Source organism: Actinoallomurus sp. NPDC050550, from assembly GCF_040655075.1.
Classification (GTDB): Bacteria; Actinomycetota; Actinomycetes; order Streptosporangiales; family Streptosporangiaceae; genus Actinoallomurus.
On sequence record NZ_JBFAJC010000003.1, the window covers coordinates 22,232 to 36,398 of the forward strand.

14 protein-coding genes and 1 riboswitch are annotated in these 14,167 nt (G+C 70.8%); of the genes, 13 read left to right on the top strand and 1 reads right to left on the bottom strand.

The window, feature by feature from the left end; all coding sequences use genetic code 11:
- Positions 1-58 precede the first annotated feature (58 nt).
- The 13 genes from AB0I04_RS04540 (at position 59) to AB0I04_RS04600 (ending at position 13,192) form a co-directional block, all read left to right on the top strand.
- A complete protein-coding gene (locus AB0I04_RS04540; protein WP_360878907.1) occupies positions 59-481 on the top strand; it encodes a Rieske 2Fe-2S domain-containing protein in 423 nt (140 codons plus the stop codon).
- Positions 482-546: 65 nt separating this feature from the next.
- The gene (locus AB0I04_RS04545) at positions 547-999 is read left to right on the top strand and encodes a Rieske (2Fe-2S) protein (RefSeq protein ID WP_360878910.1); all 453 of its coding nucleotides are present in this window, start codon (positions 547-549) and stop codon (positions 997-999) included.
- A 203-nt stretch (positions 1,000-1,202) separates the two neighbouring features.
- Positions 1,203-3,188 (top strand): excinuclease ABC subunit UvrC, encoded by a 1,986-nt coding sequence (gene uvrC / locus AB0I04_RS04550; RefSeq protein WP_360878914.1) that lies wholly within the window; start codon positions 1,203-1,205, stop codon positions 3,186-3,188.
- On the top strand, positions 3,185-4,087 hold the full coding sequence (rapZ, locus tag AB0I04_RS04555) for an RNase adapter RapZ (RefSeq protein WP_360878917.1): 903 nt from the start codon (positions 3,185-3,187) through the stop codon (positions 4,085-4,087). Before uvrC ends, rapZ begins: the two co-directional genes overlap by 4 nt.
- 6 nt (positions 4,088-4,093) lie before the next feature.
- Positions 4,094-5,071, top strand: coding sequence for a uridine diphosphate-N-acetylglucosamine-binding protein YvcK (gene yvcK / locus AB0I04_RS04560; RefSeq protein ID WP_360878920.1), 978 nt, complete (start codon positions 4,094-4,096; stop codon positions 5,069-5,071).
- A gap of 33 nt (positions 5,072-5,104) precedes the next feature.
- A complete protein-coding gene (gene whiA, locus AB0I04_RS04565) occupies positions 5,105-6,085 on the top strand; it encodes a DNA-binding protein WhiA (RefSeq protein ID WP_360878923.1) in 981 nt (326 codons plus the stop codon).
- A gap of 482 nt (positions 6,086-6,567) precedes the next feature.
- Positions 6,568-7,572 carry a type I glyceraldehyde-3-phosphate dehydrogenase gene (gene gap / locus AB0I04_RS04570; protein ID WP_360878926.1) on the top strand — a complete coding sequence of 335 codons (1,005 nt, stop codon included), beginning with the start codon at positions 6,568-6,570 and terminating at the stop codon, positions 7,570-7,572.
- A gap of 104 nt (positions 7,573-7,676) precedes the next feature.
- On the top strand, positions 7,677-8,867 hold the full coding sequence (locus AB0I04_RS04575; RefSeq protein WP_360879956.1) for a phosphoglycerate kinase: 1,191 nt from the start codon (positions 7,677-7,679) through the stop codon (positions 8,865-8,867).
- Positions 8,868-8,869: 2 nt separating this feature from the next.
- Positions 8,870-9,670 carry a triose-phosphate isomerase gene (tpiA, locus tag AB0I04_RS04580; RefSeq protein ID WP_360878929.1) on the top strand — a complete coding sequence of 267 codons (801 nt, stop codon included), beginning with the start codon at positions 8,870-8,872 and terminating at the stop codon, positions 9,668-9,670.
- 129 nt (positions 9,671-9,799) lie between these two features.
- A complete protein-coding gene (secG, locus tag AB0I04_RS04585; protein WP_360878932.1) occupies positions 9,800-10,042 on the top strand; it encodes a preprotein translocase subunit SecG in 243 nt (80 codons plus the stop codon).
- Between the two features lie 71 nt (positions 10,043-10,113).
- Positions 10,114-10,485 carry an RNA polymerase-binding protein RbpA gene (locus tag AB0I04_RS04590; protein ID WP_360878935.1) on the top strand — a complete coding sequence of 124 codons (372 nt, stop codon included), beginning with the start codon at positions 10,114-10,116 and terminating at the stop codon, positions 10,483-10,485.
- A gap of 127 nt (positions 10,486-10,612) precedes the next feature.
- Positions 10,613-10,696: riboswitch (ZMP/ZTP riboswitch) on the top strand.
- Positions 10,697-10,718: 22 nt separating this feature from the next.
- A complete protein-coding gene (glyA, locus tag AB0I04_RS04595; RefSeq protein WP_360878939.1) occupies positions 10,719-11,984 on the top strand; it encodes a serine hydroxymethyltransferase in 1,266 nt (421 codons plus the stop codon).
- Positions 11,985-12,136: 152 nt separating this feature from the next.
- Complete coding sequence (locus tag AB0I04_RS04600) at positions 12,137-13,192, top strand: GNAT family N-acetyltransferase (protein ID WP_360878942.1); 1,056 nt, start codon at positions 12,137-12,139, stop codon at positions 13,190-13,192.
- A gap of 100 nt (positions 13,193-13,292) precedes the next feature.
- On the opposite strand, the gene AB0I04_RS04605 is transcribed toward AB0I04_RS04600, so the two are convergent.
- Positions 13,293-14,132: a LysR substrate-binding domain-containing protein gene (locus AB0I04_RS04605; protein ID WP_360878945.1), complete on the bottom strand. Its 840-nt coding sequence runs from the start codon at positions 14,130-14,132 to the stop codon at positions 13,293-13,295.
- Positions 14,133-14,167 lie beyond the last annotated feature (35 nt).

The following is a 14,167-nucleotide window of genomic DNA, read 5'->3' on the forward strand; positions in this document are numbered from 1 at the left end:
GATAGCATGAGCCCGCGATGTACTACAGCGTGTAGTACATGACCTCGTGGGGAGACGGATGACAGAGGAAGCGGTGGGCTGCTGCTCCCGGCGGCGGCTGCTGGGAACGGCGGCGCTGGCGGGCGCGGGGATGATCGGCCTCGGCGCGTGCGGGACGCGGTCGGCGAAGGCCATCGTGCCTCCGGCGATCAAGGGCAAGGTGATCGCCCGGACCGGGGAGATTCCCGTCGGCGGCGGCAAGGTCATCGACAAGTGGAAGATCGTCCTGGCGCAGCCGTCGCAGGGGACGTTCAAGGCGTTCACCGCCACCTGCACCCACCAGGGATGCACCGTCGGCAGCCCGGAGGACGGCGTGATCACCTGCCCCTGTCACGGCAGCGAGTTCAATGCGACGGACGGATCGGTCAAGCAGGGACCGGCCGGCGCGCCCCTGCAGGAGTTCACCGTGCGGGTGCAGGGCGACGGAATCATCATCGAATAACGTTGAACCGAACGGACATGCCCTCCGTGAAACCCGGATGTAGACCCGAACACGAGGAGGAGTCCATGCCGTTCGATCCCTCGGCCGCTCCGGCCGCCGGTTCCGCGGACGCCGACACCGAACCGGGCACGGCGCCGACGCGCCGTGGAATGCTGCTCGGCGTCGGCCTGGCCGGCCTGGCCGGCACGCTCACCGCCTGCGGCGGGTCCGGCGCGAAATCGGCGAGCGGTGGCGGCGGGCTCGGCAAGTCCTCCGACATCCCCGTCGGCGGCGGAAAGATCTTCAAGGATCAGAAGATCGTCGTCACCCAGCCGAAGAAGGGGGAGTTCGTGGCGTTCAGCGCGGTCTGTACCCACCGGGGCTGCACGGTCGGCACGGTCTCCGACGGCACCATCGACTGCCCGTGCCACGGCAGCAAGTTCCATATCAGCGACGGTTCCGTCGCCCACGGCCCGGCGGCGCAGCCGTTGCCGAGCAAGTCCGTCAAGGTGGAGAACGGCGAGATCAAGCTGGCCTGACCGTACGGGACGACGCCCCGGCCCGAGCGGGCGGCAGGCCCCGGGCTCGGCCGCCGTCACCGCGGCGCGGTCCGGTCCTGGGACCAGGCGGTCGCCGGGACCGGGCCGCAGGTGTCCGTACGGAGCCGGGGCAGCGCCGAGGAATGGTCCTCCCAAATCACCACTGAAGCCGCCTCGCTCCGCGAGCGCATTAGGCTTACGGCGTGGCAGATCCGGCGACCTATCGGCCCGCGCCCGGCTCCGTACCTGAATCGCCCGGGGTCTACCGATTCCGCGACGGGACCGGCCGGGTCATCTACGTGGGCAAGGCGAAGAACCTCCGTGCCCGGCTGAACTCCTATTTCGCCGACTTCGCGGGACTGCATCCGCGCACCCAGACGATGCTGCAGACCGCCACCGACGTCGCCTGGACGGTCGTCGGCACCGAGGTCGAGGCGCTCCAGCTGGAGTACTCCTGGATCAAGGAGTTCGACCCGCGGTTCAACGTGAAGTACCGCGACGACAAGTCCTATCCCTACCTCGCGGTGACGATGCACGAGGACGTCCCGCGCGTCCAGGTCATGCGCGGCGCCAAGAAGAAGGGCGTCCGCTACTTCGGCCCCTACTCCCACGCGTGGGCGATCCGCGAGACCGTCGACCAACTGCTGCGGGTGTTCCCTGTGCGCACCTGCTCGGCCGGGGTGTTCCAGCGGCAGCGTCAGATGGGCCGGCCCTGCCTGCTCGGCGACATCGGCAAGTGCTCCGCGCCCTGCGTCGGGCGGATCACCGAGCAGGGCCACCGCGATCTGGCCGAGGACTTCTGCGCCTTCATGGCGGGCGACACCGCGCGCTTCATCAGGGCCCTCGAGAAGGACATGAAGGCGGCCGCCGCCGAGCAGGAGTACGAGCGCGCGGCGCGGCTGCGCGACGACATCCGGGCGCTGCAGCGGGCGCTGGAGAAGCAGTCCGTGGTGCTGGGCGACACCACCGACTGCGACGTGATCGCCTTCACCGACGACCAGCTCGAGGCCGCCGTACAGGTCTTCTACGTCCGCGGCGGGCGCATCCGCGGCCAGCGCGGCTGGGTGGTCGACAAGGTCGAGGACGTCACGACCGGCGAGCTCGTCGAGCAGTTCCTGCTCCAGATGTACGGCGAGACCGCCGCCGAGGCGGTGCCCCGGGAGATCCTCGTGCCCGCGTTGCCGCCCGACACCGACGCGGTCGTGGAACTGCTCGCGGAGCACCGAGGCGGCCGGGTCGACCTGCGCGTTCCCCAGCGCGGCGACAAGAAGACGCTGATGGAGACCGTCGAGCGCAACGCCGTCGAGGCTTTCAAGCAGCACAAGACGCGCCGGGCGACCGACCTGACGACCCGCAGCAAGGGCCTGCAGGAGCTCCAGGACGCCCTGGAGCTCGAACAGGCGCCGCTGCGCATGGAGTGCTACGACGTCTCCAACCTCCAGGGCACCAACGTCGTCGCCTCGATGGTCGTCTTCGAGGACGGCCTGGCCCGCAAGGGCGAATACCGGCGGTTCTCCATCAAGACGGTCGAGGGCCAGGACGACGTGCGCTCGATCCACGAGGTGATCCGCCGGCGCTTCAAGCGCTACCTCGAGGAGACGGAGAAGACCGGCGAGCTGGACGTCCTGGGCGAGCCGGAGGCCGGCGGGCCGATCGACCCGGAGACCGGAAGGCCGCGCAAGTTCGCCTATCCGCCGAACCTCGTCGTGGTCGACGGCGGCCCGCCGCAGGTGGCCGCCGCCCAGCGGGCGCTCGACGAGCTCGGCATCGACGACGTCGACGTGTGCGGCATCGCCAAGCGACTGGAGGAGATCTGGCTGCCCGGCGACGAGGACCCGGTGATCCTCCCGCGCAACAGCGAGGCGATGTACCTCGTACAGCGGCTGCGCGACCAGGCGCACGACTTCGCCATCCGGTACCACCGGACCAAGCGCAGCAAGGGCATGCTCGTCAGCGAGCTCGACGACGTCCCCGGCCTCGGGCCGGGCCGTCGTAAGGCGCTGATCAAGCACTTCGGGTCGGTGAAGCTCCTCAAGGAGGCCGGTCCGGACCAGATCGCGGAGGTTCCTGGCATCGGACGCCGTACGGCTGAGAACATCGTCGCGGCGCTGCGCGGCCACGACGGGGCCGCACCAGGCGCTCAGGACGGGGCGGCGTCACCGGCCCAGGACGGGGGAGACAGGACGTGAACCACACGACAGGGGCGAATCTCACGGTCGGGCCACAGGTGCCCGACATAGTGATCATCACCGGCATGTCGGGCGCCGGGCGGAGCACGGCCGCCAAGTCGCTGGAGGACCTGGACTGGTTCGTCGTCGACAACCTGCCGCCCGCGCTGCTGGCCACGATGGCCGACCTGGCCGAGCGGGGCAAGGGGGCGGTGCCGCGCATCGCGGTCGTCGTCGACGTGCGCAGCCGCGCCTTCACCACCGACCTGCAGTCGGCCTTCGACGACCTCGAGGCGCGGGGCGCGCACCCGCGCGTGGTCTACCTCGAGGCGTCCGACGACGTCCTCGTCCGCCGCTTCGAGAGCGTACGCCGGCCGCATCCGCTGCAGGGCGACGGCCGGATCGTCGACGGCATCGCCCGCGAGCGCGAGCGGCTGCGCGAGGTGCGGGCCGAGGCCGATCTCGTCCTGGACACCAGCGCGCTGAACGTCCACGAGCTGCGGGCCAAGATCGTCGAGTTCTTCGGCGGCGAGGCGGCGGAGTCGAGCCTGCGCGCGACCGTGGTCTCCTTCGGCTACAAGTACGGCCTGCCCGTCGACGCCGACCTGGTCGTCGACTGCCGGTTCCTGCCGAACCCGCACTGGATCCCCGAGCTGCGCCCGCAGAACGGCCGCGACGCGGCGGTGCGCGACTACGTGCTGTCCCGGCCGGGGGCCAAGGAGTTCCTCGACGCCTACACCGAGGTGCTGCGGCTCCTCGTGGAGGGGTACGAGCGCGAGGGCAAGCACTACGTGACGCTCGCCGTCGGCTGTACGGGCGGCAAGCACCGCAGTGTCGCCATGGCCGAGCAGTTCGGCGCCCGGCTGGGCGACGAGGGGCTCGAGGTAAGGGTCGTCCACCGGGATCTGGGACGGGAATAACCGCACGTGACTTCCCCCAAGGTCGTCGCCCTCGGCGGCGGGCACGGATTGTTCGCCTCGTTGTCCGCGCTGCGGCACGTCACCGACCGGCTCACGGCCGTCGTGACCGTCGCCGACGACGGCGGGTCCAGCGGCCGGCTGCGGCGGGAGCTCGGCGTCCTGCCGCCCGGCGACCTGCGCATGGCCCTGGCCGCGCTGTGCCGCGACGACGACTGGGGACGCACCTGGAGCGAGGTCGTCCAGCACCGCTTCCGCAGCCAGGGCGAGCTGCACGGGCACGCCGTGGGCAACCTGCTGATGGTGGCGCTGTGGGAGCTCCTCGACGATCCGGTCGCCGGCCTCGACTGGATGGGGCGGCTGCTGGGCGCGGAGGGCCGGGTGCTGCCCATGGCGTCCGTCCCTCTCGACATCGTCGCGGAGGTCCGCGGCGCCGACCCGGAGCGGCCGCAGGAGATCACGCACGTTCAGGGCCAGGTGGCCTGCGCGAAGACGCCGGGACAGGTGCTGAGCGTCTCCCTGGTCCCCGCGGACCCGCCCGCCTCCCCGGAGGCGCTGCGCGCCATCGAGGAGGCCGACTGGGTCGTCTTCGGGCCCGGCTCCTGGTTCACCAGCGTGCTGCCCCACCTGAAGGTGCCGGAGCTGGCCGACGCGCTGCTGCGCACCTCGGCCCGGCGGATCGTCGCGCTCAACCTCGAACCCCAGCCCGGCGAGACCGACGACTTCTCGCCGGAGCGGCATCTGGAGGTGCTGCGGGCGCACGCCCCCGACCTCCGGGTCGACATCGTCCTCGCCGACCGGAATGTCGTCGAAGAGCGCGATGTTCTTGAAAAGGCGGCACGTACCCTCGGTGGAACGCTCGTGCTGGCCGACGTGGCGGCCGGAGATGGATCTCCACGGCATGATCCGGCACGGTTGGCCCAAGCGTTCGCACAGATCTTTGTCAGCGGCCACTGTCCCCGGCAAGATTCCGCGAGACTGCCCTGACGGGATGATGGCTACAGGGGGAGGATCACATCCATGGCGATGACCGGCGTGGTGAAGGACGAGCTGAGCAGGCTGTCCGTCATGAAGCCGTGCTGCCGCAAGTCCGAGGTGTCGACGCTGCTGCGCTTCGCCGGGGGCCTGCACATTGTCAGCGGGCGCATCGTGATCGAGGCGGAGCTCGACACCGGAGCCGCGGCGCGACGCCTGCGCAAGGACCTCGCCGAGGTCTTCGGCCACACCTCCGACGTCGTGGTGCTGGCGCCGAGCGGTCTGCGCAAGGGCAACCGGTACGTCGTGCGGGTGTTCCGCGACGGTGAGTCCCTGGCCCGCCAGACCGGGCTGATCGACAACAACGGCCGCCCGGTCCGGGGCCTGCCCCGGCACGTCGTCGCCGGGGGCGCCTGCGACGCCGAGTCGGCGTGGCGCGGGGCGTTCCTGGCGCACGGGTCGCTGACCGAGCCCGGCCGGTCGATGTCGCTCGAGGTCACCTGCCCTGGACCGGAGGCCGCCCTGGCCCTGGTCGGCTCGGCCCGGCGGCTGCGGATCCACGCCAAGGCGCGCGAGGTGCGCGGCGTGGACCGCGTCGTGGTCCGCGACGGTGACGCGATCTCGGCGCTGCTGACCCGGCTCGGCGCGCACGACTCGGTGCTCGCCTGGGAGGAGCGCCGCATGCGCCGCGAGGTGCGCGCGACCGCCAACCGGCTGGCCAACTTCGACGACGCCAACCTGCGCCGCTCCGCGCGGGCCGCGGTCGCGGCCGGAGCGCGCGTCGCGCGCGCCCTGGAGATCCTCGCCGACGACGCCCCGGAGCACCTCGTCGCCGCCGGCCGGCTGCGGCTGGAGCACAAGCAGGCGTCGCTGGAAGAGCTCGGGCAACTCGCCGACCCGCCGCTGACCAAGGACGCCATCGCCGGCCGGATCCGGCGGCTGCTGGCCATGGCCGACAAGCGCGCCATGGACCAGGGCATCGCCGGCACCGAGGCCAACGTCACCGCCGACATGCTCGCCCCCTGATCGACTTTCGCCGGGGGATCCGGCGAAAGAACTCCGGCGGGGATGCCGAGGGCGACGCGTCGGCTCCGGCTGAACGGTGACGCGCGCCCGGCGGGGCGCTCGGCGGAGCAGGAGACCGACCCTGAGGCCCTGCCGCACCGCCTGGTGCGGCAGGGCCTCGGTGCCACTTCCACGCCCGCACGCCAGGCCTCACGGGCCTCGCCGCCCGGACGCAATCTCCTGAGTGACGGCCGTCACTTCAGATGAATCGCCTTTTCTGTATCGATTTGGTCTAGACCATTAGGTCTAGACCAAATACGCTTTCCCTGGTCCGCCGCCCGCCTTCGGATGTTGGCTCCCGGCAGGGCGGCGGACCGGTCGCTTCCCACCCGGTGGTTACAGTCACATCACACCGGGTTCGGTAGGGTCGACCTGAGAGCACATACGTCAGGTTCACAGGCCCCGGTGACGTCCGGGGAACGAAGCATGAGGAGATCGGTGCCGTGACCATCCGGGTTGGCGTTAACGGCTTCGGCCGCATCGGCCGCAACTTCTGGCGAGCGCTGAACGCCGCCGGTGGCGACGTCGAGGTCGTGGCGGTCAACGACCTCACCGACAACGCCACGCTCGCTCACCTGCTCAAGTACGACAGCATCCTCGGCCGGCTCCCCGAAGAGGTGAAGGCCGGCGCGGACGAGATCACCGTGGGCGGCAAGACCATCAAGGCCTTCGCCGAGCGCGACCCGGCCAAGCTGCCGTGGGGCGACCTGGGCGTCGACGTCGTCATCGAGTCGACCGGCCTGTTCACCGACGCCAACAAGGCGAAGGTCCACGTCGAGAACGGCGCGAAGAAGGTCATCATCTCCGCGCCGGCCAAGAACGAGGACGTCACGATCGTCATGGGCGTGAACGACGACGCCTACGACCCGGAGCTGCACACCGTCATCTCCAACGCGTCCTGCACCACCAACTGCCTGGGCCCGATGGCGAAGGTCATCAACGACACCTTCGGCATCGAGCGTGGTCTGATGACCACGATCCACGCCTACACCCAGGACCAGAACCTCCAGGACGGCCCGCACAAGGACCTCCGCCGCGCCCGCGCCGCCGCCATCAACATCGTCCCGACCAGCACCGGGGCCGCCAAGGCCATCGGTCTCGTCCTGCCGGCGCTGAAGGGCAAGCTCGACGGCTACGCGCTGCGCGTTCCGGTGCCGACCGGCTCGGCGACCGACCTCACTGTCACGGTCGGCCGCGAGACCAGCGTCGAGGAGGTCAACGCGGCGCTGCGCGAGGCGGCCGAGGGCCCGCTGCGCGGCATCCTCACCTACACCGAGGACCCGATCGTCTCCTCCGACATCGTCACCGACCCGGCGTCCTGCATCTTCGACTCCGGACTCACCAAGGTGATCGGTGACCAGGTCAAGGTCGTCGGCTGGTACGACAACGAGTGGGGCTACTCCAACCGTCTCGTCGACATCACCAAGCTGGTGGGCTCGCGGCTCTGACGGGTCAGGGCCCGCCCGGCCCGGCAACGGCGACACGAACGAGCGCAGCAGGCGGTGAGCCTGCTGCGCTCGTTCCCACACGACCAGGAGTGCGATCAATGAGCATGTCCACGATCGACGATCTCGGCGACGTGCGCGGCAGGCGGGTGCTGGTCCGCTCGGACCTCAACGTTCCGCTGCAGGACGGCGTGATCGGGGACGACGGCCGGATCCGGGCCAGCGTCCCGACCATCACCAAGCTCGCCGACAAGGGCGCCCGCGTCATCGTGTGCGCCCACCTCGGCCGCCCCAAGGGGCAGGTGAAACCGGAGTTCTCCCTCGCCCCCGTCGCGAAGCGGCTGGGTGAGCTGCTGGGCCGCGAGGTCCGCTTCGCCACCGACACCGTCGGTGACTCCGCGCAGGCGACCGTCGACGCGCTCCAGGACGGCGAGGTCGCCCTCCTGGAGAACCTCCGCTTCGAGGCCGGCGAGACCAGCAAGGACGACGCCGAGCGCGGCGCGTTCGCCGACCGGCTCGCCGCCCTCGCCGAGCTGTACGTCGGCGACGGCTTCGGCGCCGTGCACCGCAAGCACGCCAGCGTCTACGACGTGCCGCAGCGGCTCCCGCACGCGGCCGGCGGCCTCATCGCCGCCGAGGTCGAGGTGCTGCGGCGTCTCACCGGCGAGCCCGCCCGGCCGTACGTCGTCGTGCTGGGCGGCGCGAAGGTCTCCGACAAGCTCGGGGTCATCGCGAATCTCCTCGGCAAGGTCGACCGGCTGATCATCGGCGGCGGCATGGCATACACCTTCCTCAAGGCCCAGGGCCACGAGGTCGGCAATTCGCTGCTGCAGGAGGACCAGCTCGACCAGGTCCGCGGGTTCATCGAGGAGGCGCGCAAGCGCGACGTCGACCTCGTCCTGCCGATCGACGTGCTGGCCGCCACCGAGTTCGCCCCCGACGCGCCGCACGAGGCCGTCGAGGCGACCGCCATCCCGGCCGACCGGGAGGGCCTGGACATCGGCCTGCGCACCCGTGAGCTGTTCGCGAGCAAGCTCGCCGACGCGGCCACCGTCTTCTGGAACGGCCCGATGGGCGTCTTCGAGTTCGACGCCTTCGCCGGCGGCACCCGCGCGGTGGCCGAGGCGCTGATCGCGTCGAAGGCGTTCACCGTGGTCGGCGGCGGCGACTCGGCCGCGGCCGTACGCAAGCTCGGCCTCCCTGAGGACGGCTTCTCCCACATCTCGACCGGTGGCGGCGCGAGCCTCGAGTACCTCGAGGGCAAGACGCTGCCCGGCCTGGCCGTCCTGGAGGACTGAACGTGGCCGCCAAACCCGCACCGCCGCAGCGCAAGCCGCTGATCGCCGGTAACTGGAAGATGAACCTCACGCACTTCGAGGGCATCGCGCACGTCCAGAAGATCGCCTTCGGCCTCAGGGAGGCCGACTACGAGGCGGTGGACGTCGCATTGCTGCCGCCGTTCACCTTCATCCGCAGCATGCAGATGCTGGTGGACGCCGACAAACTCGCGCTGACGTACGGCGCGCAGGACGTGTCGGCCCACGACAAGGGCGCCTACACGGGAGAGATCTCGGCGTTGATGCTCGAGAAGCTCGGCTGCGCGTACGTCCTGGCCGGGCACTCCGAGCGCCGGGAGTACCACCGCGAGGACGACGCGCTCGTCAACGCCAAGGTGAAGCAGGCTTTCAAGCACGATGTGACGCCGATCCTGTGCGTCGGTGAGGGCCTGGAGATCCGTAAGGCGGGCGAGCACCTGTCCCACACGCTCTCCCAGGTCGAGGGCGGGCTGCAGAAGGTCCCCGCCGAGCAGGCGCAGCGCGTCGTCATCGCCTACGAGCCGGTCTGGGCGATCGGCACCGGCGAGGTCGCCACCCCGGAAGACGCGCAGGAGGTGTGCGGCGCGATCCGGAAGCGGCTGGCCGAGCTGTACAGTGGAGATCTCGCCGAGCAGGTCCGCGTGCTCTACGGGGGCTCCGTCAAGGGCGGCAACATCGCCGGGATCATGGCGAAGCCGGACATCGACGGAGCGCTCGTCGGCGGAGCGAGCCTGGACGCGGGGGAGTTCGTCAAGATCTGTAGGTATCGCGAACTACCGGTGTGATCTAGCGCATCAGACTGCGCGTTTCTGCTGAACCACGCGGTAGAACGTCGTACCCTCGGTAACGGATGACCTGAACACGAGAACATTCCCCGCAGACAGCGGGGTGAATCACGAAAGCGCTGGGCTGCTGTGATCATCGCAACTTCCATCGTGCTCATCATCACGAGCGCGCTGATGGTGCTGCTCGTCCTCCTGCACAAGGGCAAGGGCGGCGGCCTGTCGGATCTGTTCGGCGGCGGTATCAGTTCGTCGCTCGGTGGGTCGTCCGTGGTCGAGCGCAACCTCGACCGGCTCACGATCGGCACGGGCGTGATCTGGTTCGTGGCGATCATCGCGCTGGGTCTGCTGCTCAAGCACGGCCACCACGGCTGAGCAGCCCAGACCCGCAGTGTGTTGACGCCGTCGCCCCTCGCTGCGGCGGCAAAGGAAGCGAGGAGTAGTCCGTGGGTAGTGGCAACGCTATTCGAGGCAGCCGAGTCGGTGCCGGCCCGATGGGAGAGGCCGAGCGTGGCGAAGCGGCACCGCGTGTGTGGGTGACCTTCTACTGCGCGAACCGGCACGAGTCCCGGCCGAGTTTCGCGACCGACGTCGCGGTTCCCGACCAGTGGGACTGCCCCCGGTGCGGGTTCCCCGCCGGCAAGGACCCTGAGAACCCGCCGGCGCCGCCGCGTAACGAGCCCTACAAGACGCATCTCGCCTACGTGAAGGAGCGGCGCAGCGACGCCGACGGCGAGGCCATCCTCGAGGAGGCTCTGGCCAAGCTGCGCGCCGAGCGTGCTGCGATCGCGGCCGCGATGCAGCGCGCCCGGAACTGACTCCGCAGATCGCTCATACGATCGGCCCGGTACCGCCTCGGCGGCCACCGGGCCGATCGTATGAGCGGGTACCCCGGGTGCCCTGATCCGGCCCGTCGCCCTGAGCCGCGGCCGAGCTTTCGGTACGATGTGAGTCCGCGACTGGCGCATGAGGTGGAGTTCACCACCGGGGAGCGAAGAAGATCTGGCACCGCGCGCCTGGGTGCTGGGAGCCGAGCCCTTATGGAGGCCCCATGCACCAGCCAGCGCTGTCCCATCTCACCGCGGCCGATCCCGACCTGGCCGGTCTCATCGAGGCCGAGGCCCGCCGTCAGCACGACAAGGTCCGCCTCATCGCCTCGGAGAACTACGTCTCGCCGGCGGTGCTGGAGGCGACCGGCTCCGTCCTGACCAACAAGTACTCCGAGGGCTATCCCGGCAAGCGTTACTACGAGGGCCAGCAGGTCGTCGACCCGGTCGAGGAGCTGGCCCAGGCGCGCGCCCGCGAGCTGTTCGGCGTCGACCACGCCAACGTCCAGCCGTACTCCGGCTCGCCCGCCAACCTCGCCGTGCACCTGGCGTTCCTGAACCCGGGCGACACGTTCCTGTCGCTCGAGCTCGCCCACGGCGGCCACCTCACGCACGGGTCGCCCGTGTCGATCACCGGCAAGTGGCTGCGCCCGGTGCACTACGGCGTCGGCCGCGAGACCGGCCGCGTCGACATGGACCACGTGCGCGACCTCGCCCGCGCGGAGCGGCCGAAGGTGATCTTCTGCGGCGGCACCGCGATCCCGCGGACGATCGACTTCCCGGCGTTCGCCGAGATCGCCCGTGAGGTGGGCGCCGTCCTCGCCGCGGACATCGCGCACATCGCCGGGCTCGTCGCCGGCGGCGCCCACCCGTCGCCGGTCGGGCACGCCGATGTCATCACCACGACCACGCACAAGACCCTCCGCGGCCCGCGCGGCGCCATGATCATGACGACCGCGGAGCATGCGACCGCGATCGACAAGGCGATCTTCCCCGGCCTGCAGGGCGGCCCGCACAACCACACCACCGCGGCGATCGCCGTCGCGCTCCGGGAGGCCGCCCAGGAGGATTTCAAGCCGTACGCCCGCCAGATCGTGGTGAACGCCCAGGCGCTCGCCGCCGCGCTGACCGAGCGTGGGTTCGACCTGGTCTCCGGCGGCACCGACAACCACCTGATCCTCATCGACCTGACCGCCAAGGGCATCGGCGGCAAGCCGGCGGCCAAGGCGCTCGACCGCGCCGGCATCGAGCTGAACTTCAACACGGTGCCCTTCGACCCGCGCAAGCCGTGGAACCCCTCGGGCATCCGGCTCGGCACCGCCGCGATCACGACGCGCGGCCTCACCGAGGAGCACATGCCGTTCATCGCGGCGTCGATCGACCAGGCCGTCGCCGCCGCCGACGACGAGGCGGTCCTCGACAAGATCGCCGCCGAGATTCGCGAGTTGCTCGCCGGCTTCCCGATGCCCGGCTGGACCGCGACGCCCTGACCCGCCATCGATGACGAGGGCCCGGCGTCTCGGGGCGCCGGGCCCTCGCCGTGTTCGTCCCAGCGAGCGCTGATCTTGCGGAAACGGTCACGTAGCGACCCGGTAACAGCGATGCGGAACGCTGGTCCCGTTCAGCTGCCGAAGGGGATCATATGCCGCTGCTCCGCGTACGCACCGAGATCGACGACCGGCCGGGCCGGCTGGCCGTCCTGACCGCCGCGCTGGCCGCGCAGGGGGCGAACATCCTCGACCTGTCCGTCCAGGTGGACACGGACGGCGTGGTGGACGAGTTCGTCGTGGACGTGCCCACCCGAACGACCGCGGAGGCGCTCAGCATCGCCGTCGCGGCCGCTGCGGGTCGCCGGACCAGCGTCGTTCCGGCGACCCCGCACGAGCTCATCGACGAGCCGAGCCGCGCGCTCTCCCTCGCCGTACGCCTCCGGTCCAACCCGCGCGCCCTGCCGGAGATCCTCGCCGAGTTGCTGCGCGCTGACAGCGCGGAGTGGGTGGCCGGCCCGGCCGCGCTCGACGAGCAGCCCGATCCGGCGGCGATCACCGTCTCCGTCGGGCACCTGCGCGGGGTCCTGCTGCACCGGAAGGGGCTGCCCTTCACGCTCACGGAGATCGCCCGCGCCAACGCCCTGGTCCGCTCCCTGCTTCCCGCCCACGGCCCGGCTCCCACTCGGCGATGCCTGACCCTCGGCGACGGCACCGAGATCACCGTGCGGCCGCTGACGCTCCTCGACGCCGATGCCGTACGGGACTTGCACGCCCGCTGTTCGAGCGAGAGCCGGCGTCGCCGCTACTTCAGCGCGCGGGACGACATCCCGGAGCGGCTGCTACGGGTGTTCTGCGACCGCGCGTACGGGTTGACCACAGCGGCCGAAGGCCCGGACGGGTCGATCCTCGCCCTCGCGCACCTGATGTACACGCTCGACCCGGGCGTCGGTGAGCTGGCGTTCCTCGTGGAGGACGGCTGGCAGGGCCGGGGCATCGGGGCGGCGCTGGCCCGCCGTCTCCTCGCCGTCGCGCACGAGCAGGGCCTGGCCGAGGTCCGCGCCACCATGCTGGCCGACAACTCCCGCATGCGCGCCCTGCTCGACGGCCTCGGCGGGCGATTCCTGCGCACCGACGACCCGAGGCTGCTCGACGCGCGGATCGCGCTCGGCCCCGACCGTACGGAAGCGCTTGCACCGACGCGGGCGTGAGCGGCGCGGTGGCCCGGGCGGGTGTCGCGCTCGGGCACGCTCAAGCCATGGTCGAGGTCTTGCCTGATGCCGGCGGGCCCGTCACCTGGTGGAGAAGGCCTCAGACGATGCCGCGCAGGACCGCTTCGACCGCATCGACGAGAGGGTCGCCTTCGGACCCGGACCTGCGGATGAGGCCGAGTTCGACGTCGGGCAGAGCGGGGAGCCGGGCGGTGTCGGCGGCAGCGGTCATGTCCGGGTCGAGGTTGGCGGGCATGAGCGCGGCGACGCCCAGCCCGGCGCGGACCGCGGCGAGTACACCGGCAAGGCTGGTGCTCTCGAAGACGACCCGCCAACGGCGGCCCGCGGCGTCGAGCGTGTCGAGCACGGGCGCCCGCCATCGGCACGGCTGGGAGAACAGGACAAGCGGCAGCGGGTCGGTCCGCGTGTCGAATCCGGGGGCGAACGCCCAGGTCAAGGGCAGCCTCACCGACCACCGTGGCGGTTCGGGCAGGTAGGTCGGGTCGCAGAGCGCGAGATCCAGCCGCCCGCTCTCGAATGCGTGGCGCATCGCCGGCCCGGAGACGCTGATCACCTCGAGCGTGGCGTCGGGGTGGACACCGGCGAAGTCGGCCAGGGCTTGGGGCAGCCGGGCGGCGGCGAGGTCCTCGATCAGGCCGATTCCGCAGTGTCCGGTGAGCATGTGGCGTGCGTCGGTGAGTGCCTGGGCCGACAGCGCGAGGATCCGTTCGGCGTACGGCAGCAGAGTCTCGCCGGCCGACGTCAGCGTCACTCCCGAGGATGCCCGATGCAACAGCGGCCGGCCGACGGTGCGTTCCAAGCGGCGTATCTGCTGGCTGAGCGCCGGCTGAGTCTGCCCCAGCGCGGCGGCGGCGCGGCTGATGCTGCCGGCGCGGACGGCGGTCACGAAGGCGCGGAGAAGGCCGGTCTCCAAGTCCATCGGCATAACGAACCTTTATACCGGGGGGTGATATG